This window comes from Streptomyces fildesensis (assembly GCF_016107395.1).
In the GTDB taxonomy this organism is placed as follows: Bacteria; Actinomycetota; Actinomycetes; order Streptomycetales; family Streptomycetaceae; genus Actinacidiphila; species Actinacidiphila fildesensis.
The window spans coordinates 272,210-299,158 of record NZ_JAAIKO010000001.1 but is presented as its reverse complement, the minus strand read 5'-3'; the positions used below and the strand labels follow the sequence as shown (position 1 = coordinate 299,158).

Sequence of the window (26,949 nt, the reverse complement as noted above, 5' to 3'; positions counted from 1 at the left end):
GGTATGTGGGGGTTGATCCCTCTTCATAGCCGGGCGATCCGGCCCAATTCGGTCAGGGACGATGTGGACGGCTTGAGCAGCAGCGATGAGGCGGCGGGGGCGCGGAGGCGCGGCGGGCTGCAGCCGGGGCCGGCGGCCGAGGTCGCGGACAGCCCGACGGGCACGTTGCTGGACACGCTGCGGGTGGCCGTCGTCATGCTGGACACGTCGGGCCGGGTGTTGCTGTGGAGCCCCCTCGCAGAGGAAATGCTGGGGTGGGCGGGCGAGCACATCGTCGGGCGCCGCGTCGGCGGCCTCTTCGACATGGGCGAGGCGTCCGGCGGTGCCCGCCGGATGGCTGCGGTGCCCGAGCCGGGCAGGGCCGAGCGGATCCTGGCCGACCTGCTGCGCAACGGCCGCTGGGACGGAATCCTGTCGCTGCGGCACCGCGACGGCCACAGCGTGCAGGTCGAGGCGCGCGCCTCGCTGCTGGTGGACGGGGACGGCCGGCCGTTCGTCCTCGCCTCGGTCGCCGAGACGGCCCGGCTGCGCACCCTGGAGCACGACCTCGCCGCGCTGGACGCGCTCTACGACTCGTCACCGCTGGGCGTCGCGGTCTTCGACACGGAGCTGCGCTACGTACGGGTCAACGAGGCGCTGGCCCGGATGAACGGGCTGTCCTCCGCGGAACACATCGGCCGGACCGTCAGCGAGATCGTCGACGACCCGGGGGCGGCCGCCGAGCTGACCACGTTGCAGCGTGCGGTGCTGGCCACCGGCCGCCCCGTCATCGACCTGATGATGCTGGCCCCGCGCGGCCTCGGCCACCGCTCCATCTCCTACCACCGCCTGGAGGACCGGGCGGGCCGGGTGCTGGGCATCAGCGCGACGGTGATGGACGTGACCGAGCGGAAGGAGGCGGCCGACAAGGTCGAGCGGGCCCGCAGCCGGCTGGCGCTGCTCAACGACGTCGGTGCGCGGATCGGCGGCCTGCTGGACGTACGCCGGGGCGCGGAGGAGCTGGCGCGGGCGCTGGTGCCGAGGTTCAGCGACTACTCGGGGGTGATCCTGCACGCGGCGGTCGCCGACGGCGGGGAGCTGCCGACGGTGCAGTACAGCGAGAGCACGCCGATGCGGCAGCTGGGCGTGGGCGCGATCCGGCAGGGTCCCGAGGTGGACCGGATGATCAAGCTGGGCTCGGTCGTCTCGTTCACCCGCAAGTCCATCTTCGGCACGGTGCTGGCCACCGGGCGGCCGCAGTTGGTGGAGAACAACGAGCAGTTGCTCGCGACGACGTTCCCCGGTGACCCCAAGGTGCGGGCCACCATGGAGCTGGGCATCCACTCGCTGCTGGTGCTGCCGCTGCGGGCGCGCGGCGTCGTGCTGGGGCTGCTGGTGGTCAGCCGGGCGGACAGCAGGGAGGCGTTCGACCGCGACGACCTGGCCCTGGCGATGGAGCTCGCCGACCGGGCGGGCTCCGGGCTCGACAACGCGCGGCTGTACGTCCGGGAGCGCGAGGGCGCCCTGATGCTGCAGCGCAGCCTGCTGCCGCAGAGCGTTCCGCAGCCGCAGGGCGTCGAGGTCGCCTTCCGGTACGTGCCCGGCAGCAGCGGCACCGAGGTGGGCGGCGACTGGTTCGACGTGATCCCGCTGGCCGGCGGCCGGGTCGCGTTCGTCATCGGCGATGTGATGGGGCACGGGCTCGGCGCCGCCGCGACCATGGGACGGCTGCGTACCGCCGTCCGGACCCTCGCCGGACTCGACATGCCGCCGCACGAGTTGCTGCGCCGCGTCAACGACCTCGGCGACGACCTCGCCCAGGACCAGGACGAGGGCTGGATGGCCACCGTCGTGTACGCCGTCTACGACCCGGCGACCCGGCGCTGCACCCTGGCGAAGGCCGGGCATCTGCCGCCGGTGCTGGTCTATCCGGGGGAGGAGTGCGGTTTCGCGGGGTGCGGCGCGACCCTGCTGGAGATGCCGTCGGGAGCGCCGCTCGGTGTCGAGGGTGTGGAGTTCGAGTCCGTGGAGCTGGACGTACCGGACGGCACGGTGCTGGTGCTCTACACCGACGGGCTGGTCGAGGCGCGCGGCGAGGACATCACCGACGGTCTGGACCGGCTCTCCACGGTGCTGTCCCGACCTCTCTCCTCGCTGGAGGACGCCTGTGACGATCTGCTCGCGACGATGGTGCCGGGCCGGGAACCGGACGACGTGGCCCTGCTGATGGCCCGGCTCGGCGGTCTCCCCGAGGGCAGCACCGCCTCGTGGACCTTCCCGGCCGAGCCCAGTGCCGTGCGGCGGGCCCGCCGCCATGTCCGCGAGACCCTCGCCGACTGGCACCTCGAATCGCTGACCGATGTGACGGTGCTGCTCGTCAGCGAACTGGTCACCAACTCCCTGCGGTACGCGCACGGTCCGATCGGCGTACGGATGGTGCGCGGCGGCTCGCTGCTCGTCGAGGTCTCCGACCCGCTCCCCGATCCGCCGCTGGAACGCGAGGCCACCACCGAGGACGAGGGCGGCCGCGGTCTGCAACTCGTGGCGCGTGCCTCACGGCGCTGGGGCACCCGGCACGGGCGGCTCGGCAAGACGGTGTGGTTCGAGCTCGCGATGCCTCCCGCCGTGTCCGGCACCTGACAGAGTGGTTCAGCGACTCCCCACCGGGTAGCGAGTAGAGGCGAACGGGAACCAGTGGGAGCCGAGATGATGCTGTGATCGTCAAGACCGTGTGCGGGACGGTCGTGATGCTGAATACTCGGCTCCAAACCGGTCCATGTGTGCTGAGCTGGAGGGGTCGGGCTAGTGAACGACGTGCCAGCGGGGGCCGATGTGTCTGATGAGCGGGGCGGGACCACTTCTCCCCGGGCCACGGTCTGGCAGTCCAGCCCGCCGGGTTCGATCTACGACTACATCCGCGTGGCCTCCTTCTCGATCGGCCCCGACGGGCGGATCGACCAGTGGAGCGACCGGGCCGCCGAGTTCTTCGGGGTGCCGGCCGCGCAGGCGCTCGGCAAGGACCCCATCACCGCGTTCGCGCCGCCGGACACATGGGACCGCGGCCATGAGCGGGTGGCGGAGATCCTGGACGGCCGGGAGTGGATAGGTCTCGCGCCCTACCGTGACGCCGCCGGTACCGAGGGCATCGCCGAGATCTATGTGATGCCCGCCGACCGGGGGGCGCTGTGCATCGCCGTCGACGTCTCGTCGCTGCGGCAGATAGAGACCGACCTGGCAGCATCGCAGGCCGTCTTCGGGCAGTCCCCGATGGGCTTCGTCCTCTTCGACACCCATCTGCGGCTGCTGCGCGTCAACGAACGTTTCGCGACCGTCTTCGGCCGCACCGCCGAGGAGCACCGCGGCCGCGGCCCGCACGACTTCCTGTCCCGGGTCGAGGCCGACCGGCTCACCGCCGCGCTGCGCCAGGTGCTGGAGAGCGGGGATCCGGTCCTGGACATGCCGCTGGTCGGCACCGTGCCGGGGGAGAGCGGGCGCCGCCGCTGGGCGATCTCGCTGTACCGGCTGCACAGCGGCAGCGGGCGGCCGATAGGGGTCGCCGGGCTCGCCATGGATGTCACCGGGCGGCAGCGGGCCGAGCGCGAGGCCGCGCACGCCCGCCGCAATCTCGCCCTGCTCAACGAGGCCGGGGTGCGGATCGGCAACTCGCTGGACCTGGAGACCACCGCCCGCGAACTGCTCGACGTCGCCGTGCCGCACTTCTGCGATCTGGCGTCCGTCGACCTGTACCAGGCGCTGCTCGTCGGCGAGGAGGACCTCGGGGGCACGTCGGACGGCAGTGGCGAGGTGCGCCGGGTGGCGTTCGCCAGTGCCGTCTCGAACGCGCCCTCCGCGATCCTGGGCGGTGACGGCGAGGACGGCTCGGTGCCCGTCGGATCCGTCCACCGCCACCCGTTCAACTCGCCCTGCGCCAGCGCGCTCAGGACCGCCCAGACGCAGATGGTCGGAGTGGACCCCGAGCCGGACCTGGGCGGCGCGCTCGTCCAGTCCACGCTGATCGTCCCGATGGTCGCCCGTGACACCGTCCTCGGCCTGGTGCAGTTCTCCCGGGCCAAGGGCAGCGAGCCGTTCTCGGAGCGGGACCGGATGCTCGCGGAGGAGCTGGCCGCGCGCGCCGCGGTCTGTATCGACAACGCGCGGCTGTACCGGCGCGAGCACGAGCGGGCGCTGATACTGCAGCGCAGCCTGCTGCCACCGGGCAATCCGGAGGCGGCCGGGCTGGACATCGCCTGTCGCTATCTGCCGGGCAACATGGAGACCGAGGTCGGCGGCGACTGGTTCGACGTCATCGAGCTGCCGGGGCACCGCACCGCGCTCGTCGTCGGCGACGTGATGGGCCGGGGGCTGCGCGCCGCCGTGGCGATGGGTGAACTCCGCACCGCCGTACGGACGCTGGCCCTGCTCGACCTGGAACCGGCCGAGGTGCTCACCGCACTCGACGAGGTGGCCCGCGGCCTCGGCGCCCCGCCGGAGACCCGCAGCCGGCGCGGCAAGGACCGCGGCGGCACGGACCTCACCGAGGTCTACCTCGCCACCTGCGTCTACGCCGTGTACGACGCGGTCACCCGGCGGTGCACGATCGCCAACGCCGGGCATCTGCCGCCGGTGGTCGTCGAGCCGGGTGAGCCCGCGCTCATGCTGGAGGTCCCCACCGGGATGCCGCTCGGGGTGGGCGGCGAGCCCTTCGAGGAGGTCGACGTCGAGCTCCCGGACGGCGCGCTCCTCGGGCTCTACACCGACGGCCTCGTCGAGTCCCGCAACCACCCGCTGGACGAGGGCCTCGAAGCGCTCCGCGCCGCGTTCGACGATCCGCAGCGTCCCCTGGAGGACGTCTGCGACCACATCCTCGCGACACTGGACACCGCCCACGGCGAGGACGACATCGCCCTCCTGATGGCCCGCGTCCACGGTCTGCCGGCCGACTCCGTCGGGGACTGGACGCTGGAGCCGCACCCCGCCTCGGTCGCCCGCGCCCGCGAGTACGCCCGCGAACGGCTGCTCTCCTGGGGTCTGGAAGAGCTCGTCGACACCACGGAACTACTGGTCAGCGAGCTCGTCACCAACGCCCTGCGGCATGGCGACGGCGACATCCGGCTCCGGCTGCTGCGCGACCGCACCCTCGTCTGCGAGGTCTGGGACGGCGCGCTGGTGCAGCCCAGGCGGCGGCGCGCCCGCGACACCGACGAGGGGGGCCGCGGCCTCCAGCTCGTCAGCCTGCTCAGCGAGAGCTGGGGCAGCCGCCGCACCCACCGCGGGAAGACCGTCTGGTTCGAGCTCGCCCTGCCGGGCGACGGCGGCCCCGGCGGAGGACCGGGGCGGGAACCAACCGTGGACGAGCTGCTGAGCATGTACTAGGGCGTGTTGCGAAAGGAGCGCCGTTCGCCCGGAGGGCGTGGTCCACGGCGTCCGGTGCGTGCGCTCGCAAGGCGGAGGGTCGTCCTCGTACTGGACGTACTCGGACGAGCCCGACAACGCGGCGAGGGCGCGTGCCAGGCGTCGTGGGCCAGGCGGGACTTTCGCAACACGCCCTGGACACGGGGGCCGCCGGGCGGGCTACTTGACGGCCTTGAGGGCGGCGAGGCGAGCCTCGACCTCCGCGCTGTCGGAGAGGGTGTCGAGGCTCTCGAACTGGGCGTCCAGCGAGGACGCGGCCAGCTCCTCCTTGCCCTTGGCCTTGGCCTCCTCGCGCCGGACCTTGTCCTCGAAGCGGCCCAGCTCGCTGGTCGGGTCGAGCACGTTGATGTTCTTGGCCGCGTCCATCATCTGGTTCTGCGCCTGCGCGGACTTGGCCCGCGCCACCAGCGAGTCCCGCCTGCTCTGCAGTTCACCCAGCTTGGTGCGCATCTGGTCGAGACCGGACTTGAGCTTGTCGACGATCTCGGTCTGGCCCGCGATGACCGGCTCCGCGGTCCTCGCCTCCTTCTCCGACGTGACCTGGCGGCCCAGCGCGACCTTCGCGAGGTTGTCGAAGCGGTCGGCGTCCGCGGTGCTTCCGGCGGCCCGCAGCTCATCGGCCTTCTTGCTGGCGGCGAGGGCCTTGCCGCCCCATTCCGCGGCGGCCGCCACGTCCTCGTCGTGGTCCTGCTCCATCAGCCGGAGATTGCCGATGGTGGCGGCGACCGCCTCCTCGGCCTCGGAGATGTTGTTGCTGTAGTCGCGGATGAGCTGGTCGAGCATCTTCTGCGGGTCCTCGGCCTGGTCGAGGAGCGCGTTGACGTTGGCCTTCGCGAGCTGGGTCACCCGGCCGAGGATCGTCTGCTTCGTCATGGCTGGAGCTCCTTTGCAGGTAGGTAGGAGAAGCGAGGAGCTGGTCAGAAGCGGCCGCCGCCGCCCATCCGGCCACGGGTGCCGCCTCCGCCGAAGCTCCCGGGACCCCCGCCCCCGCCGAATCCGCCACCGCCGCCGAATCCGCCCCCGCCGCCGTTCAGGATTCCGCCGAGGATGATCCCGCCCAGCACGGCGCCGCTCATCCCTCCGCCGCCGCGCCCGCCGCCTCCGAAGCCGCCGCCGCTCACATCCTGCTGGGCGAACTGCTGTGCCTGACACGCCAGTTGGTCCGCCTGCTGCGCCTCGGAGAGCGCGCCCGCCGCATCGGTGGCGGCCAGCGACTCGGCCTGCTCCAGCCGCCGTTCGGCCTCGGCGAGCCGGGTACGGGCCTGGCTGCCGATCGCGCCGCGATGTGTGGTGATGACGTCCCGGGCCGCGGCCACCTCGCTGCGGGCCGCCAGCAGGGCCTGGCCCAGCAGACCGCGGGCCCGCTGCTCGTTCACCGCTCCCTCGCGGGCGCCGGTCAGTGCCGCGTCGAGAGCGGCGTCCGCCTCCTCGATCCGGCGCAGCCCCGAGATCGGGTCGTGGCGGCCGGCCGTCAGCTCCTGCCGTACGTCGCCGAGCACGGACTCGGCGCGGGCTATCCGGCCCCGCAGATCCGCCGTCGGCGCCCCGTCGGCGGTCCCGCTGAGCAACCCCTTGGCATCGGCCAGGTCGGTGTCGGTCCCGGTCAGCGCGTCCTGGAGCCTGGCATCGGCCTGCTCCAGTTCCTCCGCCCGGCGTACGACCGACTCGGCGAGCGTCCCGGCCTGGTCGAGGGCGCCTTCGGCGGCCCGTACGAACACCGCCGCCCGGGACATGTCGCCCGCGTCGATCGCCTTCCTGGCCCCGTCGATCGCGGTCCCGGCGAACACCAGCCGGTCCCGCGCCTCGGCCGGATGGCCGGTGACCGGTTCGACGGCCGCGTCCGCGTACGTCCGGGTGAGGGTGCCGATCGCGGTCTCGGCGGCGGTCACATGCGTGTCGAGCGCCGCCGCGGTCGCCTCGGCCTGCGCGAGCGCCTGCGGGGCGTTGGACTCCAGCGCCCGCAGCCGGTCGAACGCGTCGGACTCGGCGTCCAGCCGGCGGTTCGCCTGGGTGCAGCGGCTCAGGATCTCGTCGAGCATCAGCCGCCGGGTCGCCTCGTCCTCGGGAAAGGCGTCGTCGAGCTTCTGCCGCAGCCGGAAGGCGGCGGTCAGCTCACCGCGCGCGTACGAGACCGCCTCGGTGAACGGCTGGGCCGCCTCGTCACCGAACTGCGCCGCCGCGAACCCGAGCTCCTCCTGGCTGGTGCGCACGGCGTCGTCCGTCTCCACCAGCAGCTGCTTCGCCTGGGCGTCGAGCTCCGGGAGCGGCGTGACCCGCGGCCGCTCGGCGGCGCCACCCCGGCCCCAGCCGCCGCCCTGCGGCGGCGCGCCCCGGCTGCCCCGTTTGCGCCGCGAGTACACGAGCGCGCCCAGCACGCCGGCGCTGCCGACCGCTGCGACCGGGATCCACAGGCTGCTCGACCCGTTCCCGCCCGAGCCGCCGCCCGGATCCTCGGTCCCCGGCGTGATCGCGGGCGCCACGACCGGCTGTCCGCCGAGCACCGCCCCGAACCCGTTCGCGGCGCCGATGGCGGCGCCCGCCCAGTCGTTCTGCTTCAGCGCGGGCTCGATCGCCGAGCGGTTCACCTCGTCCAGCTGGCTCTGGGTGAACCCCGAACTCTGGTCGGCGGAGACGGCGTACTGCCGGTCGTGCGTCGCGACGGCCAGCAGCACGTCGTTCTGCCCGAGGCCGTTGCGCTGCGCGGTGGCGTTGGCCCACTCCTGGGCGTCCCGCCCGGAGAAGCCGTTCACATAGGCGACGAAGAGCTGGATCCGATGGCCGGCGTAGAGCTTCTCCAGCGCGTCCGCCACCTGCTGCTTACGGTCACCCAGCGCGCCGACCTTGTCGGTGATCTGGCCGGTGCGCGACAGGGTGATCGGGTCGTCGGCGTGCGCGGTACCGGCGGCGCCGGCGAGCGGCAGCAGCAGGGCGCCGAGGAGCGCCACGATTCCGCCGAGTCGCCGCATCAGCCGCATCCGATCCGCCACGCGCCTGCGGCATGGCTCTGTTCGGGAGCGTATGCGCGGTTTGTACGGCTCGCGACCGTACGGCCTCCGGCCGAGTGCCGGAGGCCGTACGGTGCGGTTACGGCCGCCGCAGGATCTTGTTGCCCAGCCAGACCAGTGGGTCGTACTTGCGGTCGACCGCCCGCTCCTTGAGCGGGATGAGTGCGTTGTCGGTGATCTTGATGTGTTCCGGGCAGACCTCGGTGCAGCACTTGGTGATGTTGCAGTAGCCGAGTCCGTGGTCGTCCTGGGCCGACACCTTGCGGTCCAGGCCCTCCTCGGCGGCCGCGTCCAGCGGATGCATGTCGAGCTCGGCGATCCGCATCAGGAAGCGCGGCCCGGAGAAGGCGATCTTGTTCTCCTCGTGGTCGCGGACCACGTGGCAGGTGTCCTGGCACAGGAAGCACTCGATGCACTTGCGGAACTCCTGGGAGCGTTCCACGTCCTGCTGCTGCATCCGGTACTCGCCCGGCTTGAGGCCGGCCGGCGGCACGAACGCCGGCACCTCGCGCGCCTTCGCGTAGTTGAAGGACACGTCCGTCACCAGGTCACGGATGACGGGGAACGCGCGCATCGGGGTGACGGTGACGGTCTCGTCGGCCGTGAAGACCGACATCCGCGTCATGCACAGCAGGCTCGGCCTGCCGTTGATCTCGGCGCTGCACGATCCGCACTTGCCGGCCTTGCAGTTCCAGCGGACCGCGAGGTCGGACGCCTGGGTGGCCTGCAGTCGGTGGATGATGTCGAGGACGACCTCGCCCTCGTTCACTTCCACCTGGTAGTCGTTCAGGTCCCCGCCGTCGGCGTCGCCCCGCCACACCTTGAAGTGTGCTGTGTACGTCACGGGGCCAACTCCTCGTCCGTCAGATACTTCAGCAGTTCTTCCTTCTCGAACAGGGCGAGGAGGTCGTCCCGCATCGGGTCCATGTCGCGGCGCCGGAGCGTGACCTGGCCGCGCTCCGGGTCGGTGTCGGCGAGCCCGCCGCTGGGGTCGGACAGCTCGCAGACGAGATTGACCTTCCGCCAGGTCCGGTCCATGCCGGGATGGTCCTCGCGGGTGTGGCCGCCGCGGCTCTCGGTGCGCTCCAGCGCGGCACGCGCCACGCACTCGCTGACCAGCAGCATGTTGCGCAGGTCGATCGCCAGGTGCCAGCCGGGGTTGAACTGCCGGTGGCCCTCGACGCCGGCCCGCCGCGAGCGCATCCGCAGATCGGTGAGGCGGCTGAGCGCCTCCTCCATCTCCGGGGCCCGGCGGATGATGCCGACCAGGTCGTTCATGGCCTGCTGCAGTTCCTGGTGGAGGGTGTACGGGTTCTCCGCGACCTGCCCCTGCGGCAGGTCGGGGTCGGAGGCCTCAGCGCTGAACGGGCGCAGCGCCTCGGCGGCCGCGCTGTCGATCTGGTCCTCGGGGACGGCGGGCCGCCCGGTGCCGAGCGCGGCCACGTACTCCGAGGCGTGCAGTCCGGCCCGGCGGCCGAAGACCAGCAGGTCGGAGAGGGAATTGCCGCCCAGCCGGTTCGAGCCGTGCATTCCTCCGGCCACCTCGCCCGCCGCGTACAGTCCCGGCACGCCGCGGGCCGCCGCGGTGTCGGGCTCCACGTCGACGCCGCCCATCATGTAGTGGCAGGTCGGGCCGACCTCCATGGGTTCGGCGGTGATGTCGACGTCGGCGAGTTCCTTGAACTGGTGGTGCATCGACGGCAGCCGCCGTTTGATCTCCTCGGCCGGGAGCCGGGTCGAGACGTCGAGGAAGACCCCGCCGTGCGGAGTGCCGCGGCCCGCCTTGACCTCGGAGTTGATGGCGCGGGCCACCTCGTCGCGGGGGAGCAGCTCCGGCGGCCGGCGGAATGTGGCCGGGTCGGCGTACCAGCCGTCGGCCTCCTGCTCGGACTGCGCGTACTTCTCCTTGAACACGTCCGGGATGTAGTCGAACATGAACCGTTTGCCGTCGCTGTTGCGCAGTACCCCGCCGTCGCCGCGGACCGACTCGGTGACGAGGATGCCCTTGACGGACGGCGGCCAGACCATCCCGGTGGGGTGGAACTGGATGAACTCCATGTTGATGAGCGGCGCGCCCGCGAGCAGTGCCAGCGCGTGCCCGTCGCCGGTGTACTCCCACGAGTTGGAGGTCACCTTGAAGGACTTGCCGATGCCGCCGGTCGCGAGGACCACGGCCGGGCTCTCGATGACGAAGAGCCGGCCCGACTCGCGGATGTAGCCGAAGACCCCGCTGACCGCCGGGCCGTCCTTGAGCACCCGGGTGACCGTGCACTCCTGGAAGACCTTGAGCCGCGCCTCGTAGTCGCCGAACTCGGCGAAGTCCTCCTGCTGCAGGGAGACGATCTTCTGCTGGAGGGTGCGGATCAGCTCCAGGCCGGTCCGGTCGCCGACGTGCGCGAGCCGCGGGTACTCGTGGCCGCCGAAGTTGCGCTGCGAGATCCGGCCGTCCTTGGTGCGGTCGAAGAGCGCGCCCCAGGTCTCCAGCTCCCACACCCGGTCGGGTGCCTCGCGGGCGTGCAGTTCGGCCATCCGCCACTGGTTGAGGAACTTCCCGCCGCGCATGGTGTCGCGGAAGTGCACTTCCCAGTTGTCGTTGGAGTTGGCGTTGCCCATGCTGGCCGCGATACCGCCCTCGGCCATCACCGTGTGCGCCTTGCCGAACAGCGATTTGCAGATGACCGCCGTGCGCATGCCCTGCTCGCGGGCCTCGATGGCGGCGCGCAGACCTGCCCCGCCCGCGCCGACGACGACCACGTCGTAAGTGTGCCTTTCGACTTGCGTCATGCTTGTTGGCATCCCCTTCGTTTAGAAGAACCGCGGGTCGTCGAAGGCGCCGCTGGCGACGAGATATACGTAGAAGTCCGCGAGGGCCACGCTGATCAGCGAGACCCAGGCGAGCAGCATGTGGTGCCGGTTGAGCCGGCCGACCCAGCCCCAGAGGCGGAACCGCACCGGGTGCTTGGAGAAGTGCTTGAGCCGGCCGCCGATGATGTGCCGGCAGGAGTGGCAGGAGAAGGTGTACGCCCAGATCAGGGTGATGTTCACCAGCATCACGAGGGTGCCGAGACCCGCGTGCCCCCAGTTGCCGTCCGCGTCCCGGAAGCTCAGCACCACGTCGTACGTCAGGATCCCGGCGACCGGGATCGCGAAGTAGAAGAAGTACCGGTGGATGTTCTGCAGGATCAGCGGGAACCGCGTCTCACCGGTGTACGTGGCGTGCGGCTCGGCGACGGCGCAGGCGGGGGGCGAGGCCCAGAACCCGCGGTAGTACGCCTTGCGGTAGTAGTAGCAGGTGAGCCGGAAGCCGAGCGGGAAGATCAGCACGATCAGGGCCGGGGAGATGCCCCACCAGCTCCCGAAGAGGTGCCAGTCGGCGCCGCCGTTCATGTCGGTGCAGTTCGACGCCAGGCACGGGGAGTAGAACGGCGAGACGTACGGCGCCGCGTAGTAGTCCCCGTTCGCGAACGCGCGCCACGTCGAGTAGACGACGAACGCCCCCAGGCCGAGCGCGGTCACCAGGGGCGGAACCCACCACCGGTCGGTCCGCAGATGTCGGTTCGGGATGGCCGCGCGCCCCTGAGTGTGGACACCGCGGCGGGCGGGACTGCTGTCGGCGGACTCGGTGCTGGAGGTGGTTCCGGTGGCCAATGCGTACTCCGGAGGGGAGCGGAAGGGGCGGGAGCCGGTGACGGCTGCGGTGCCGGGCTGGCTGCGGCTGCGCGGAGGGCGCGGTTACGGCGCGTGGCCGTGGGGCGATCCCAGGCCTTCGTCCTCGCAGTCGGACCACAGCGCGGGGTCGTACGGGGTGTCGGGCACGATCACCATCTCCACCGGGCCCGGTGGGGCGGCGGACGGTGCGGCCTCGCGCAGCAGGGTCAGGCTCTCGCGGAGGTGGTCCGCGTCGGCACGTACACGACGCATGTCGAGGCTGTTCCCGACGTGCTGCTCCAGCCGGCCCACGCAGCGGACCAGGTCGTCCAGCCGGCGCTGAACCGATGTCAGATCGTCTTGCAGGGACATGGATTTGCCCTCAGCTCTGCCGCAGTGCGGTTGGTGACGCTCATGCGGAAGCGAGTGTCGCGCGTCACATGCGCCATTGGGAAGAGCGCGTGCGGGGGAAATGGCGCCCGTTCCGGAATCGCGCCCCGGCCGCACGCCCGCGCGGGCCGCGGGCGGGCGCCCCACCGCCGTTCGGGTGGCCTGTGGCCCGCTTCGCGCCGTGTCGCGGCGCCGTGCGGGTACCTGTCGCTTTCAGTAGGTGCGATAAGCGACAAATACCGCCAACTGAGTATTACTGGTGCACGTCCCGAAGGCGTATGCCGGACCGAAGGCGGCCGGAGAGCCCGCGGAGGTACCTGACCCATGTCCCGCAGCGTCATTCCCGCATCCGTAGGCGGGGCAGAGCCCCGGCCCAGGTACCGCCCCCGGCCCGCAGGTCCGGGGCTGCGCGGTGCGGCCCTCGTGGGCGTCGCCGCGCTCGCCCTCGCCGGCTGCTCCGCCGAGACCACCGCGGCCCCGGCCGTCTCCGGCACCGACATCGCCGCCGCGCCCCGCGCCGGCGTCAAGGACGGCGGAACGCTGCGCTGGGCCGTCGACAGCGTGCCGGCCACCCTCAACGCGTATCAGGCGGACGCCGACGAGGACACGGCCCGGATCGCCGGCGCCGTGCTGCCCGTGATGTTCCGCCTCGACAACCGCGGCGCCCCGCAGCGCGACGCGGACTTCCTGGCCGACGCCTCCGTCGTCGAGACCGAGCCGAAGCAGGTCGTGTCGTACAAGCTCAACCCGAAGGCGAAGTGGAGCGACGGCCGGGCCGTCGGCGCCGACGACTTCAGCGCGCAGTGGAAGGCGCTGAGCGGCCGGAACGCCGCGTACTGGACCGCGCGCAACGCCGGCTACGACCGGATCGCCGACGTCAGCCAGGGCGCGGACAGCCACGAGGTCAAGGTCACCTTCGCCACCCCGTACGCCGACTGGCGGTCGCTGTTCACACCCCTCTATCCCAAGGCCGTGACCGGCAGCCCGGACGCCTTCAACGAAGGCGCCCGCTCCGCGCTGACCGCCGTCGCGGGGCCGTTCAGGATCAAGGACGTGAACCGTACCGGGGGCGCCGTCACCCTGGTCAGGAACCCGGCCTGGTGGGGCCAGCGCGCCAAGCTCGACCAGCTGGTGCTGACCGTCGTGCCGGCCGCCGGCCGCGCCGCCGCGCTGACCGGCGGAAAGCTCGACGTCGCGGAGCTGGACCCGACCGCCCTCGCCTCGGTCCGCAAGGCCGCCGCCGCCAAGAAGCTTGCCGTCCGCAAGGCCCCCGGGGCCGCGTACTCGCAGCTCGCCCTCAACGGCAGCACGGGCCCGCTGGCCGACGAACGGGTCCGCCGCGCGGTGGCCCGCGCCGTCGACCGGCAGGCCATCGCCGACGCCGTGCTGAAGCCGCTCGGCCTGCCCGCCAAGCCGCTCGGCAACCACCTGGTCCTCGCCTCGCAGAACGGCTACGCGGACCACAGCTCGGCCCTCGGCTCCGCGGACGCGGGCCAGGTCCAGGCGCTGCTCGCCGACGCGGGCTGGGAGCACACCGCACCGCAGTCCCGGTCCGGGGCCAAGGCCGCCAACCCGGCCAAGCCCGCCGCTCCGGTACCCACCAAGCCCGACGCGGCCGCCCCGGCCCTCGGTGTGACGGTGGTCGAGCCCAGCGGAACGCTGCGCAAGGCCGGCAAGCAGCTCAGCCTGCGGTTCGTCGTCCCCTCCACCTCGCCGGTGCTGGCCGACGTGGGGAACCGGATCGCGACGATGCTGTCGAAGATCGGGGTCCGCACCGAGATCACCAAGGTCGCCGACACGAGCTTCTTCCACGACCACGTCGCCTCCGGAAACTTCGACCTGGCCCTGTACTCCTGGCCCGGCACGGCCTACCCGGCCACCGACGACCGGCCGATCTTCGCCAAGCCGCTGCCCGCCCCCGACGGATCGCTGACCGTCGAGCAGAACTACTCACGGGTCGGCACCGACCAGATCGACCAGCTGCTCGACCAGGCCGGCTCGGAACTGGACCAGAAGGCGGCCCGCGACCTCACCGCACGGGCCGACTCCCGGATCTGGGCCGCGGCCGGCTCCGTCCCGCTCTTCCAGCGCCCCGAGGTCGTCGCGCTGCGGCCCACGGTCGCCAACGCCGGCGCCTTCGGCTTCGAGTCCCCCCGATACCAGGACATCGGGTTCCGTAAGTAGGGGTCCGCGCGCAGCGCTTTTGCCGGATCGGGCCGCCCCGCCGCCCGGATGGCGGAATACGCCCGGATACCGCCGCTGCCACGGGTCCTTCCGGTTGTCACACCGGTCCTGCCGGCTCCGGAAGGAGCCTGTGGGGCCGGTGATACCGGCGTTCAAACCTCGCTCGGGCGGCCGAGTCGCCGCGGGCCCCGTACCATGGGGTAAGGCCGCGGCTTGTCCTGCCCGGCGGGCGAGTGCGTCAACACGGAACGCGCAGCCATCCACGATCCCGGGAGAAGCGCCGCAGCATGTCCACGCGCCACGATATTCGTAACGTCGCCATTGTCGCCCACGTCGACCACGGCAAGACGACCCTTGTCGACGCCATGCTCAAGCAGGCCGGCGCATTCGCTGCCCACCAGCACCTCGATGACCGCATGATGGACTCGAACGACCTGGAACGTGAGAAGGGCATCACGATCCTGGCCAAGAACACGGCCGTGAAGTACCACCCCAAGGGTGGCGGTGACGTCATCACGATCAACATCATCGACACCCCCGGCCACGCCGACTTCGGTGGTGAGGTCGAGCGCGGCCTGTCGATGGTCGACGCGGTCGTGCTCCTCGTGGACGCCTCCGAGGGCCCCCTGCCGCAGACCCGCTTCGTGCTGCGCAAGGCGCTGACGGCGAACCTGCCGGTCATCCTGTGCATCAACAAGACGGACCGCCCGGACTCCCGGATCGACGAGGTCATCAACGAGACCTACGACCTCTTCCTTGACCTGGACGCGACCGAGGAGCAGATCGAGTTCCCGATCGTCTACGCCTGTGCCCGTGACGGCGTCGCCTCGCTGACCAAGCCGGAGAACGGCACGGTCCCCTCGGACAGCGACTCGCTGGAGCCGTTCTTCTCCACCATCCTGTCGACGGTCCCCGCGCCCGAGTACACCGAGGGCGCGCCGCTCCAGGCACACGTCACCAACCTGGACGCCGACAACTTCCTCGGCCGTATCGCGCTCCTCCGCGTCGAGGAGGGCGAGCTTCGCAAGGGCCAGCAGGTCGCGTGGATGAAGCGTGACGGTTCGGTCACCCAGGTCAAGATCACCGAGCTGCTGATGACCGAGGCGCTCACCCGCAAGCCGGCCGAGATGGCGGGCCCCGGCGACATCTGCGCCGTGGCCGGTATCCCGGACATCACCATCGGCGAGACGCTGGCCGACCTGGAGAACCCGGTCGCGCTGCCGCTCATCACGGTCGACGAGCCGGCCATCTCCATGACCATCGGTACCAACACCTCGCCGCTGGTCGGCAAGGGCGGCAAGGGCCACAAGGTCACCGCCCGCCAGGTGAAGGACCGGCTGGACAAGGAGCTCATCGGTAACGTCTCGCTCCGCGTGCTGCCGACCGAGCGTCCCGACGCGTGGGAGGTCCAGGGCCGTGGCGAGCTGGCGCTGGCGATCCTCGTCGAGCAGATGCGCCGCGAGGGCTTCGAGCTGACCGTCGGCAAGCCGCAGGTCGTCACCAAGACGATCAACGGCAAGGTCCACGAGCCGGTCGAGCGCATGACGATCGACACCCCCGAGGAGTACCTCGGCGCGATCACCCAGCTGATGGCGACCCGCAAGGGCCGCATGGAGACCATGACGAACCACGGCTCCGGCTGGGTCCGCATGGAGTTCATCGTCCCGGCCCGTGGCCTGATCGGTTTCCGTACCGAGTTCCTCACGGACACCCGCGGTACCGGTATCGCGCACAGCATCTTCGAGGGTCACGAGCCGTGGTTCGGCGACCTGCGCACCCGTAACAACGGTTCCCTGGTGGCGGACCGCGCCGGCGTCGTGACGCCGTTCGCGATGATCAACCTCCAGGAGCGCGGCGTGATCTTCGTCGAGGCGACCACCGAGGTGTACGAGGGCATGATCATCGGTGAGAACTCGCGTTCCGACGACATGGACGTGAACATCACCAAGGAGAAGAAGCTCACCAACATGCGCGCCGCCTCCGCGGACAACACCGAGAACGTGGTGCCGCCGCGCAGGCTCTCCCTGGAGCAGTCCCTCGAGTTCTGCCGCGAGGACGAGTGCATCGAGGTCACCCCGGAGACCGTGCGTATCCGCAAGGTCGTCCTGGACCAGAAGGAGCGCGGCCGCGCGTACTCCCGCGCCAAGCGCTGACGACGGCCCGGCGCCTCGCGGTGCCGGTGCGTCCCGCCCGGGCCGCTGAACGGACACCGGGCGGTCGCTGAGACGTCACAGGGGCGCCACTGAGGCGTCACCGGGAGGGGGTTCGGGGATTTTCCCCGGGCCCCCTCCTCAGCTCTTCTCAGCGCGCGCGGACGCGCTTCCCGGGACGATCCAGGCCGGGGGCTGCAGTACCGGGGTCTTCCAGTAGATGTCGAGCCGGGTGATGAGCCCGTCCTCGCCGAGTTCCATGACGTTGGCGAACGACATCACGTTCCGCTCGTCCGCCGCCGTCGGCTGGATCGTCTCGACAGCCTCGTTGAGCACCCGCCGGCCGTCGGCGCTGAGGAACGTCCGGCGGGACTCCAGCCGGTGGAAGGCCATCCGCTCCGTCACCCGTGAGACGAACGCCACATAGGCGTCCCGACCCCGGACGGTGTCGTCCTCGTCGCCGCGCATCCCGACGCGTACGAAGCCCTCCGCCAGGGTGGAGGCGACCAGCCCCCAGTCGTGCGTGTCGACCCCCCGCCAGAACGACTCCACCGTCTCCTGGCGCCGAGCGTGTTCCAACTCACTGTGGGGCACTGGGGATCCCTTCCCGCGGCCGGCTATAACCTGACGGTCAGTCAGATTAGCCGCCCCTCCGTCAGGAGGCGATGGGTGCGACCAGCTCGACCTCGAACCCCTCGGCGTTCTCCAGATAGGCGGCGTAGTGCGCCTCGCCGCCCGCGAAGGGGTGCCGGTCGGGGAACATCAGGGTCCAGCCGTGCTCCGGCGCCCGGGCCGCGAGATCGTCGGCCATGGCGCGGTCGGCCACGTGGAAGGCCAGGTGGTTCAGGCCCGGCCGGAGCCGCTCGTGCCGGTCGCCGGCGAGGGCGGGTGAGCGCTCGACCACGATGTACGTGGGGCCGAGTTTCCAGCTGCGCCCCGCGGGCCAGTCCTGGAACGGGGTGTAGCCGAGCTCGCCCAGCAGCCAGCCCCAGCTCGCGGTGGCGGCGGGCAGGTCGGCGACCCACAGTTCGACGTGATGCAACAGTCCGGAGATCTCCTGGCTCATGGGCCGATTCAACAGGCTCCGGCGGCCGGGCGGGCCCGGTCGTATCGGGGACGCGGGGAGGTGACCCGCGTAGACTTGCCGTGGATTTTTCGGACTCCCCGCAACCGATTTCGCCGGGCCTGCGTCCGCATAGCGGACGCGATTCGCCGGATGTTGCGTTAACAGTCCGTTTCGCGGGTGTCTGTCTACGTTCCAAATGTCCTAATTGTGGGCCAAGTTCATACCCGATGTGATCAAAGCGAGACCATTTGGGTGTGGTTACGCGCCTAAACGTGCCCGATAGTGGGACGCAGTTCAGCTCGGGTCAATGGGTCCAAGCGCTTATGGGGAGCGCCGACTCACGAGCAACAGAGGGCCGGTTTCGCTGTCAGGGGTGTCAGCGGATGGTCGGCCTTCTTTTCACGTAAAAACAGTGAACTCCTGAGGAGGCAATCCATGCGCGGTGCCAAGAGCGCCAAGTGGGTCGTTGGCGCGGTCATCGTTGCTCTTGCAGCGACCGCTTGCGGCGGCGACAACAAGGACGACAAGTCGTCCGCAGGTGCGGGTAAGGGCGGGGGCACCTTCAGCCTCGGCCTCGTGGAACCGGTCTCTATCGACCCGGTCAACGCGCAGGAGTCCGAGGGCATCCTCGTCACGGACAACCTGTTCACCGGCCTGTACGAGCCGACCGCAGACGGCAAGGTCATACCCGCCCTCGCGACCTCCAAGACGGTCAGCGACGACGGCAAGACCTGGACGTTCAAGATCAAGCCCGGCACCAAGTTCACCAACGGTGAGGTTGTCAACGCCGAGGCGTTCATCCGCGGTTGGACCCGTCTGGCGGCGAAGGCTTCCGCTTCGGACGTGGCCACGCCCAACGTCGGCGGGATCGACGGCTTCGAGGCGCTGCAGAAGGGCACGGGGACCACGTTCTCCGGCCTGAGCGCCCCGGACGAGAACACCCTCCAGGTGAAGCTCGCCACCCCGGACTTCGAGTTCGACGTCAAGACCACGCACACGTCGATGTCCCCGGTCCCGAAGGTCGCGGGCGCCGGCAAGAACCAGGCCTACAACGATGCCCCCATCGGCAACGGCCCGTTCAAGATGTCGGGCAAGTGGGAGCACAACAAGTCCATCACGCTGGTCCGCAACGACGACTACGGTCTGGCCAAGGCGCACCTGGACAAGGTCAACATCTCCATCCTGAACTCGGCGAACGCCTCTCAGCTGGAGTACCAGGGCTTCCAGTCGGGTCAGTTCGACTGGGCCCGGATGCCCACGGCGCAGCTGACCGCGGCCAAGGCCAAGTACACCGCGCAGGGCGAGTGGATTCAGGCCGAGACCAGTGGCATGAACTACCTGCTCCCGATCACGGACAACGGCCCGCTGAAGACCGCCAAGGCACGTCAGGCGATCTCCTACGCGATCGACCGTGACGCGATCATCGCGGGTGTCTTCCAGGGTATGCAGACCAAGTCGACGACGATCCTTCCGCCGTCGTTCGCGGATGTGTACACCAAGGACCTCTGCGTCTCCTGCATCAAGCAGGACAAGGAGAAGGCGAAGTCTCTCGCGGCCGAAGCCGGTCTCAAGCCCGGTGACGAGCTGCACTTCGGCTTCAACACCGGTGGTGGCCACGAAGAGTGGGTCCAGGCCGTCGCCCAGCAGGTCAAGGACGTCCTCGGTCTGAACGTCAAGATTGACGCGAAGCCGTTCAAGGAGCTGCTCGCGGCCCAGCAGGCGCCGGGTGCCACCGGTGCCTACCGCTTCGCGTGGGGTGCGGACTACCCGACCCCGGACAACTTCCTGTTCCCGCTGCTGGACTCCAAGTCCATCAACCCGGACGCGTCCGGCAAGGTCCAGGGCGACAACCGTGCCCGCTACAACAGCCCGGCGTTCGACGCACTGGTCGAGAAGGCCCGTAGCACGAAGGACACCACCGCCCGCAACGAGGTCTACAAGCAGGCCGAGAAGCTCGCGATGGACGACCAGGCCCTGATCCCGCTGTGGAACCGCACCCAGTTCCGTCTGGTGAACACCAAGAAGTTCGCCAACGGCGCCATGGACTTCCACGAGGACCCGAACCTCGCGCAGATCACCCTGAAGTAGTCACATTCCGCCGCACGTCGTGCGGCGCGAACCGGGGGCCGGGGAGACCGAGTCGAGACTCGGTCGCCCCGGCCCCCGGCCCCCGTCGGGAGCGGTGTGATCCACCGCCCCGTCCAGGCGCGCCCGATCCGGGCGTTGTGGCTGCTTCGGTGCGGCAGCGAGGTAGAGAGGTAAGTCATGGGAAGGTATGTGGTCCGCAGGCTGGGCCAGCTGGTTGTCGTCGTGCTCGGTGCGACGATGATCCTGTTCGCCTGCCTGTTCGTGCTCCCGGGTGACCCGGTGGGCTCGATCGGTGGCGACAAGGCGCGTGATCCCGCGGTGGTCAAGGAACTGCGCGCGCACTACGGGCTCGACGACCCGCTGGTCGTCCAGTACGTGCACTACGTGGAGAAGCTCGGCAAGGGTGACCTGGGCGAGGATTACACCCAGGGCCGCTCGGTCAACGAGATCCTCCAGCCCAAGTTGGTGAACACGGCGAAGCTCGCGGTGACCGCGATCATCTTCGACGTCATCCTGGGCCTGAGCGTCGGTGTACTGGCGGCGATGCGCAGATACTCGGTCTGGGATGTTTCGGTGACCTTCCTCACCACGCTCGCCGTCGGCGTACCTTCCATCGTTATCGGCATGATCCTGCAGCGCTTCTTCGTTGTGGAGCTGGGCTGGTTCCCGCTCATTTCGGACGGGTCGTTCAATTCGATGGTGCTTCCGGCGGTAACGCTGGCCATCATCGACGCCGCTCTCGTCGCGCAGATCGCCCGGAGCACCATGCTCGAAGTGCTGCGTGCGGACTACGTCAAGACGGCGGTGGCCAAGGGGCTGCCGCGTCGCACCATCCTCACCCGGCACATCATGCGCAACTCGGTCATCCCGGTGATCACCTACCTGGGTATCTCCTTCGGCGGTCTGCTCGGTGGCGCCCTCATCACCGAGACGATCTTCAACTGGGACGGCATCGGACTCGCGCTGATCACGGCGATTCAGTCGCAGAACAACCCGATCATCGTCGGCGTGGTGACGTACAGCGTCGCTGTCTTCATCCTGCTGAACCTGATCGTCGATCTGCTCTACGCCGCGCTCGATCCGCGCATCCGCCTCTCCTGACCCGCAGGGTCGTCCCGAATTAGGAGTCACACCATGACTGAGGTCGTCACGGGCATGGATGGGTCGGGTACCACCGCGGCCGGTCCGGCCCCGGCCGCGCCGAGCGCAGCCGAACCGAGCGTTGCGAGGATCAGCAACTGGAGCGAGATCCGCGCCCGCTTCCTCGCCAACAAGCTGGCCGTCTTCGGCCTGCTGATCGTCGTCATCCTTCTGCTGGTAGCAGTCTTCGCCCCGCTGATCGCACCCGCGGACCCGCTCCACCAGGACCTGATGAACACCCTGAAGGAGCCGAGCAGCAAACACTGGCTGGGGACCGATGCCCTCGGCCGCGACCAGCTGTCCAGAATCATCTACGGCAGCCGGATCGCGATGATCGTCGGCCTGGCCTCGATCCTGCTCGCCTGCTTCATCGGCATCACCCTGGGTGCGATAGCCGGCTACTTCGGCCGCATCTGGGACACACTGATCATGCGCGTGGCGGACGTGTTCTTCGCCTTCCCGCTGCTCGTCGGCGCCATCGTCATCATCCTGCTGATGGGTCGTGGCGTACTGCCCGTCGTGATCTCGCTGGGCATCTTCTCCTGGGCCACCTTCGCCCGTCTGCTGCGCAGCCAGATCCTGTCGGTGCGCGAGATGGACTACGTGCACGCCGCCAAGGCGCTGGGTGCGAGCCGCCGCAGGATCGTGCTGAAGCACATCCTGCCCAATTCCGTCACCTCGGTGGTGGTCTACGCGGCCAGCAGCGTCGGTATCGCGATCGTCGCGGAGGCGTCACTGTCCTTCCTGGGTGTCGGGGTGAGCCCCGAGGTCGCCGAGTGGGGAAACATGATCTTCGCCGGCAAGGACTTCATGGGTGTCAAGGACTACCTGTGGGTGTACCCCAGCCTGTCGATCGTCACCACCGCGCTCGGCTTCGTCTTCCTCGGCAACGGCCTGCGCGACGCGCTCGACCCGAAGCTCCGGTGAGGCGCCCCCATGAGTCGGACCCCCACGAGCTACGAGCAAGCAGGACGAAGGTGACGGCATGACCACGGTTGAAACGGCCGCCGAGAGCATTGGAACGACCGCCGCCGGCGGGCCCCTGCTCGAAGTGCGCGACCTGCACGTGGAATTCAAGACCCGGGACGGTGTGGCCAAGGCCGTCAACGGCGTCAACTACAGCGTGAGCGCCGGTGAGACGCTGGCGGTGCTCGGCGAGTCGGGCTCCGGCAAGTCGGTGACCGCGCAGGCGATCATGGGCATCCTGGACAGCCCTCCCGGGCGCGTGGCCCAGGGCGAGATCCTCTTCCACGGGCAGAACATCCTGGCCCTGCCGGAGAGCGAGCGGCGCAAGCTGCGCGGCAACAAGATGGCGATGATCTTCCAGGACGCGCTGTCATCGCTCAACCCGGTGCTCTCCGTCGGCTTCCAGCTCGGCGAGATGTTCCGCGCCCACCAGGGGCTGTCGAAGAAGGACGCGAAGAAGAAGGCCATCGAGCTGATGGACCGCGTCCGGATCCCGGCGGCCAAGGAGCGGGTGGGCGACTACGCGCACCAGTTCTCCGGCGGTATGCGCCAGCGCATCATGATCGCGATGGCCATCGCCCTCGAGCCCGACCTGATCATCGCGGACGAGCCGACCACCGCGCTCGACGTGACGGTCCAGGCCCAGGTCATGGACCTGCTCGCGGAGCTGCAGCGCGAGTCCAACATGGGTCTGATCCTGATCACCCACGACCTCGGCGTGGTCGCCGACGTCGCGGACAAGATCGCGGTCATGTACGCGGGCCGGATCGTCGAGACCGCGCCGGTGCACGAGATCTACAAGCGGCCGGCCCACCCGTACACCAAGGGCCTGCTCCGCTCGATCCCGCGCCTGGACCAGAAGGGCCAGGAGCTCTACGCGATCAAGGGGCTCCCGCCGAACCTGCTGGCCGTTCCCTCCGGTTGCGCGTTCAACCCGCGCTGCGAGATGGCGCAGGACATCTGCCGGACCGATGTGCCGCCGCTGCACACGGTGACCGAGGCCGACGGCGGCGAGCTGCCGGGCCGTGGCAGCGCTTGCCACTTCTGGAAGGAGACGATCCATGGCTGATCTCAGCAAGGACGATGAGACGACAGTCGAGGCCGTCGAGGCGGCGATCAACGCCCCGGTCGACCGCGGCGAGCCGATCCTCCAGGTCCGGAACCTGGTCAAGCACTTCCCGCTGACCCAGGGCATCGTGTTCAAGCGGACGGTCGGCGCGGTCAAGGCCGTCGACGGCATCTCCTTCGACCTGTACCAGGGCGAGACCCTGGGCATCGTCGGCGAGTCCGGCTGTGGCAAGTCCACCGTCGCCAAGCTGCTGATGAGCCTGGAGACGGCCACCGCGGGCGAGGTGCTCTACAAGGGCCAGGACATCACCAAGCTGTCGGGGAAGGCCCTCAAGGTCGTCCGCCGCAACATCCAGATGGTGTTCCAGGACCCGTACACGTCGCTGAACCCGCGTATGACGGTCGGCGACATCATCGGCGAGCCCTTCGACATCCACCCCGAGGTGGCGCCCAAGGGCACCCGCCGCAAGAAGGTCCAGGACCTGCTGGACGTCGTCGGGCTCAACCCGGAGTACATCAACCGGTACCCGCACCAGTTCTCCGGCGGCCAGCGGCAGCGCATCGGCATCGCCCGCGGTCTGGCGCTCAACCCGGAAGTCATCATCTGCGACGAGCCGGTCTCCGCGCTCGACGTGTCGGTGCAGGCCCAGGTCATCAACCTGATGGAGAACCTGCAGGACGAGTTCAACCTCTCCTACATCTTCATCGCCCACGACCTGTCGATCGTCCGGCACATCTCGGACCGGGTCGGCGTGATGTACCTCGGCAAGATGGCCGAGATCGGCTCCGACGCCGAGATCTACGAGTACCCGACCCACCCGTACACCCAGGCGCTGCTCTCGGCCGTCCCCGTTCCGGACCCCGAGGCCCGTGCCCACCGCGAGCGCATCATCCTGACCGGAGACGTCCCGTCCCCGGCCAACCCGCCGTCCGGCTGCCGGTTCCGTACCCGCTGCTGGAAGGCGCAGGACAAGTGCGCCACGGACGTTCCGCTGCTGGCGATCCCGGAGCGCTTCAAGGGCGTCGACTCGCCCGCCGCCCATGACTCGGCGTGCCACTTCGCTGAGGTCAAGGACGTGGTGGGCGTCGCGTAACCACGCCGCACACCGTGTGAGGGCCCCTGCTGATCCGTCCTGGATCAGCAGGGGCCCTCACGCGTTCCCGCTCGCTCGGTCCGCCACCAGGTGCGTGGTGGCGATGCGCATGTTCATGGCGCAGGGGATCGTGCCGTCCGGGAGGGCGAGGGAGGCCGCGCCCGCGGTGAAGGTCTCGCGCAGCGCGTTCGTGGCCTCCCGGGAGAGGGGGCCGAGGTCGTAGAGGGCGGAGAGGGTGACCCATACGTCCTCGAGGGAGCCGCTCAGGTCGATCCGTACGGTGTCCCAGCCGACCGGCGCGAATCCGGCCGGGGTGAGGATCGCGTCGAGCCCCGCGCGGTCGCGGGTCCGCCGGTCGCCCAGGCGGGGGATCCGGTGGGTGTCGGGCACCGCCTCGACGACGGGTCCGGTCAGGGCGATGAAGAGCTCGTACGCCTCGCCGCCCGCGGCTCCGCCGCCCAGGGCGAGCGCCAGCAGACCGCCGGGGGCGAGGACCCGGGCGAGCTCGGCGGCGACCCGGTCGACGTCGTTCATGAGCATCAGCGCCATGTGGGAGACACAGGCGTCGAAGTGGTCGCCGGGGAAGGGCAGGTCCTGGGCCCGTGCCTCCAGGAGCGTCGCACCGGCCAGCGCCGGCCGCCGGCGCGCGAGGGCCAGGTCGTCGGGGGAGAGGTCGACGCCCGCGAGCTCCCGGCCACCGGCCGGCGCCTCAGCTGCCCCCTCGTCACCGGACTGCGCGCCGGCCGTTTCCGCCACCTGCTCCAGCAGGAACCCGTCACCGCAGCCGAGGTCCAGCACCCGCCGGTGTCCGCCCACCAGGTCGCTCAGGATCCGGTAGCTGGAGCGGCCGGCTGCGTCCCGGCCGCGGGCCAGGGAGCGCGATGTCACGGCCGGGTGCTCGGCGTGAAAGGCGCGCAGGAACGATTCTTCGGCTGGTGGCATCACCCTTCTGACCCTATGTCGGACAACGTCGCTGAGTGAGGCGTTGGCCCACACGGGGTGTCGGCCGGGAGTTCGTGGGGCGACACGGGTGCGCTAGAGGTGCGTCGGTGACGGGTTTGGGGTGTCATGAGGAACTAAGTGTCATTTGTGACCCATGAGGAGGCACGCGATGCGCGGATCCACGCGCTTGAAGTGGGCCGTCTGTGCGACGGCCGTCGCCCTGGCGGCCACCGCCTGTGGCGGAGGGGGCAGCGACAGCGGTGGTGGAGGCGGCGCATCGGGAATCGTCAGTGCCTCGTGGGGAGACCCGCAGAGCCCGCTGGAGCCGGCCAACACCAATGAGGTGCAGGGCGGCAAGGTGCTGGACATGCTCTTCCGCGGTCTCAAGAAGTACAACCCGAAGACCGGCAAGGCCGAGAACATGGTCGCGGCGTCGATCACCACCACCGACTCGCAGAACTTCGCGATCAAGCTGAACCCCGGCTGGACCTTCAGCGACGGCGACCCGGTCACGTCCGACTCCTTCATCAACGCCTGGAACTACGGCGCGCTGCTGAAGAACGCCCAGAAGAACGCGAGCTTCTTCCGCTTCATCGACGGCTACGACGCGGTGCACCCGGAGAAGGAGGGCGCCGCGTCCACCGCCCAGACGCTCGGCGGGCTGAAGAAGGTCGACGACCTGAACTTCACCGTCAAGCTCGGCGCCAAGTTCTCCACCTGGCCCGACACGCTGGGCTACTCGGCGTACGACCCGCTGCCGAAGTCGTTCTTCTCCGACCACGCCGCCTGGCTGAGCAAGCCGATCGGCAACGGCCCCTACACGGTGGACTCGTACACCAAGGGCCAGACCATGAAGATGCGCAAGTGGGCCGGGTACAAGGGTCCTGACGCGGCCCAGAACGGCGGCATCGACCTGCGGGTCTACACCGACAACAACACCGCGTACACCGACCTGCAGGCCGGCAACATCGACCTGGTCGACGACATCCCCGCGTCGCAGCTCAAGAACGCCAAGTCGGACCTGGGCGACCGGTTCATCAACCAGCCGGCCGGCATCATCCAGACCGTCTCGTTCCCGCTGTACGACGCGAAGTGGTCGGGGCCGAACGCGGCGAAGATCCGCCAGGGTCTGTCGATGGCGATCAACCGCGCGCAGATCACCGAGCAGATCTTCCAGAAGACCCGTGAGCCCGCCAGCGACTGGACCTCGCCGGTGCTCGGCGAGGCGGGCGGCTTCAAGGCCGGGCTGTGCGGTGACGCCTGCACGTTCAACCCGACCGAGGCCAAGAAGCTCATCACGGAGGCCGGCGGCCTGCCCGGCGGGCAGGTCACCCTGACGTCCAACGTGGACACCGGTTCGCACAAGGACTGGTCCGACGCGGTCTGCAACAGCATCAACAACGCGCTCGGCAACGACAAGGCCTGCGTCTTCAACCCGATCGGCACCTTCGCGGACTTCCGCTCGAAGGTGACGAGCAAGCAGATGACCGGCATGTTCAGGACCGGCTGGCAGATGGACTACCCGCTGATCCAGAACTTCCTGCAGCCGATCTACTACACCAACGCGTCGTCGAACGACTCGCACTACACGAACGCGAACTTCGACAAGCTCATCAACGAGGCGAACGCCGAGCCGGACACCGCGAAGGCCGTCGCGCTGTTCCAGGACTCGGAGAAGCAGCTCGCCATCGACATGCCGGCCATCCCGCTCTGGTACCAGAACGGCACCGGGGGCTACTCCACCAAGATCTCCAACGTGACGCTGAACCAGTTCAGCGTCCCGGTCTACAACGAGATCAAGGTCAGCTGACCCGCGC

Annotated in this window: 19 protein-coding genes; 10 read left to right on the top strand and 9 right to left on the bottom strand. The window is 69.8% G+C overall.

Annotated elements, in window-relative coordinates:
• Window positions 1-72: 72 nt before the first annotated feature.
• The gene (locus C6N31_RS01260) at window positions 73-2,619 is read left to right on the top strand and encodes an ATP-binding SpoIIE family protein phosphatase (protein WP_232484656.1); all 2,547 of its coding nucleotides are present in this window, start codon (window positions 73-75) and stop codon (window positions 2,617-2,619) included.
• Window positions 2,620-2,811: 192 nt separating this feature from the next.
• Complete coding sequence (locus C6N31_RS01255) at window positions 2,812-5,352, top strand: SpoIIE family protein phosphatase (protein ID WP_244809387.1); 2,541 nt, start codon at window positions 2,812-2,814, stop codon at window positions 5,350-5,352.
• 198 nt (window positions 5,353-5,550) lie between these two features.
• Here the strand turns inward: C6N31_RS01255 and C6N31_RS01250 are convergent, their stop codons facing one another.
• From C6N31_RS01250 to C6N31_RS01225, 6 genes are all read right to left on the bottom strand, one after another.
• Entirely contained in the window at window positions 5,551-6,264 is a 714-nt protein-coding gene (locus C6N31_RS01250; protein WP_138351046.1) for a PspA/IM30 family protein, read from the bottom strand.
• 44 nt (window positions 6,265-6,308) lie between these two features.
• On the bottom strand, window positions 6,309-8,357 hold the full coding sequence (locus tag C6N31_RS01245) for a TPM domain-containing protein (protein WP_232484711.1): 2,049 nt from the start codon (window positions 8,355-8,357) through the stop codon (window positions 6,309-6,311).
• Window positions 8,358-8,475: 118 nt separating this feature from the next.
• Entirely contained in the window at window positions 8,476-9,240 is a 765-nt protein-coding gene (locus C6N31_RS01240) for a succinate dehydrogenase/fumarate reductase iron-sulfur subunit (RefSeq protein ID WP_138351045.1), read from the bottom strand.
• A complete protein-coding gene (locus tag C6N31_RS01235; RefSeq protein WP_138351044.1) occupies window positions 9,237-11,180 on the bottom strand; it encodes a fumarate reductase/succinate dehydrogenase flavoprotein subunit in 1,944 nt (647 codons plus the stop codon). Before C6N31_RS01235 ends, C6N31_RS01240 begins: the two co-directional genes overlap by 4 nt.
• Before the next feature lie 21 nt (window positions 11,181-11,201).
• Window positions 11,202-12,044 carry a succinate dehydrogenase subunit SdhC gene (gene sdhC / locus C6N31_RS01230; protein WP_138351043.1) on the bottom strand — a complete coding sequence of 281 codons (843 nt, stop codon included), beginning with the start codon at window positions 12,042-12,044 and terminating at the stop codon, window positions 11,202-11,204.
• An 84-nt stretch (window positions 12,045-12,128) separates the two neighbouring features.
• Window positions 12,129-12,416, bottom strand: a complete 288-nt coding sequence (locus tag C6N31_RS01225) for an Rv0250c family protein (protein ID WP_138351042.1) — start codon at window positions 12,414-12,416, stop codon at window positions 12,129-12,131.
• Window positions 12,417-12,758: 342 nt separating this feature from the next.
• Between C6N31_RS01225 and C6N31_RS01220 the strand changes: the two genes are divergently transcribed.
• Together C6N31_RS01220 and typA are read left to right on the top strand one after the other, a co-directional pair.
• Window positions 12,759-14,618 (top strand): ABC transporter family substrate-binding protein, encoded by a 1,860-nt coding sequence (locus tag C6N31_RS01220; RefSeq protein WP_164295298.1) that lies wholly within the window; start codon window positions 12,759-12,761, stop codon window positions 14,616-14,618.
• Between the two features lie 287 nt (window positions 14,619-14,905).
• Complete coding sequence (gene typA / locus C6N31_RS01215; protein ID WP_138351040.1) at window positions 14,906-16,771, top strand: translational GTPase TypA; 1,866 nt, start codon at window positions 14,906-14,908, stop codon at window positions 16,769-16,771.
• Between the two features lie 138 nt (window positions 16,772-16,909).
• On the opposite strand, the gene C6N31_RS01210 is transcribed toward typA, so the two are convergent.
• On the bottom strand, window positions 16,910-17,362 hold the full coding sequence (locus C6N31_RS01210; RefSeq protein WP_164295296.1) for a nuclear transport factor 2 family protein: 453 nt from the start codon (window positions 17,360-17,362) through the stop codon (window positions 16,910-16,912).
• A 61-nt stretch (window positions 17,363-17,423) separates the two neighbouring features.
• Entirely contained in the window at window positions 17,424-17,834 is a 411-nt protein-coding gene (locus tag C6N31_RS01205; protein ID WP_187144998.1) for a VOC family protein, read from the bottom strand.
• A gap of 435 nt (window positions 17,835-18,269) precedes the next feature.
• Between C6N31_RS01205 and C6N31_RS01200 the strand changes: the two genes are divergently transcribed.
• The 5 genes from C6N31_RS01200 to C6N31_RS01180 all read left to right on the top strand — a co-directional run bounded on the left by C6N31_RS01200 (window position 18,270) and on the right by C6N31_RS01180 (window position 24,190).
• A complete protein-coding gene (locus C6N31_RS01200; protein ID WP_138351038.1) occupies window positions 18,270-19,922 on the top strand; it encodes a peptide ABC transporter substrate-binding protein in 1,653 nt (550 codons plus the stop codon).
• A 177-nt stretch (window positions 19,923-20,099) separates the two neighbouring features.
• Window positions 20,100-21,023: an ABC transporter permease gene (locus C6N31_RS01195; protein WP_138351037.1), complete on the top strand. Its 924-nt coding sequence runs from the start codon at window positions 20,100-20,102 to the stop codon at window positions 21,021-21,023.
• A 33-nt stretch (window positions 21,024-21,056) separates the two neighbouring features.
• On the top strand, window positions 21,057-21,989 hold the full coding sequence (locus C6N31_RS01190) for an ABC transporter permease (RefSeq protein ID WP_138351036.1): 933 nt from the start codon (window positions 21,057-21,059) through the stop codon (window positions 21,987-21,989).
• 58 nt (window positions 21,990-22,047) lie between these two features.
• Window positions 22,048-23,097, top strand: coding sequence for an ABC transporter ATP-binding protein (locus C6N31_RS01185; protein ID WP_138351035.1), 1,050 nt, complete (start codon window positions 22,048-22,050; stop codon window positions 23,095-23,097).
• Window positions 23,090-24,190 carry an ABC transporter ATP-binding protein gene (locus tag C6N31_RS01180; protein ID WP_138351034.1) on the top strand — a complete coding sequence of 367 codons (1,101 nt, stop codon included), beginning with the start codon at window positions 23,090-23,092 and terminating at the stop codon, window positions 24,188-24,190. The genes C6N31_RS01185 and C6N31_RS01180 overlap by 8 nt, the downstream gene beginning before the upstream one ends.
• Before the next feature lie 57 nt (window positions 24,191-24,247).
• On the opposite strand, the gene C6N31_RS01175 is transcribed toward C6N31_RS01180, so the two are convergent.
• The gene (locus C6N31_RS01175; protein ID WP_138351033.1) at window positions 24,248-25,132 is read right to left on the bottom strand and encodes a class I SAM-dependent methyltransferase; all 885 of its coding nucleotides are present in this window, start codon (window positions 25,130-25,132) and stop codon (window positions 24,248-24,250) included.
• 169 nt (window positions 25,133-25,301) lie between these two features.
• Between C6N31_RS01175 and C6N31_RS01170 the strand changes: the two genes are divergently transcribed.
• Entirely contained in the window at window positions 25,302-26,942 is a 1,641-nt protein-coding gene (locus C6N31_RS01170) for a peptide ABC transporter substrate-binding protein (RefSeq protein ID WP_138351032.1), read from the top strand.
• Window positions 26,943-26,949: the final 7 nt, after the last annotated feature.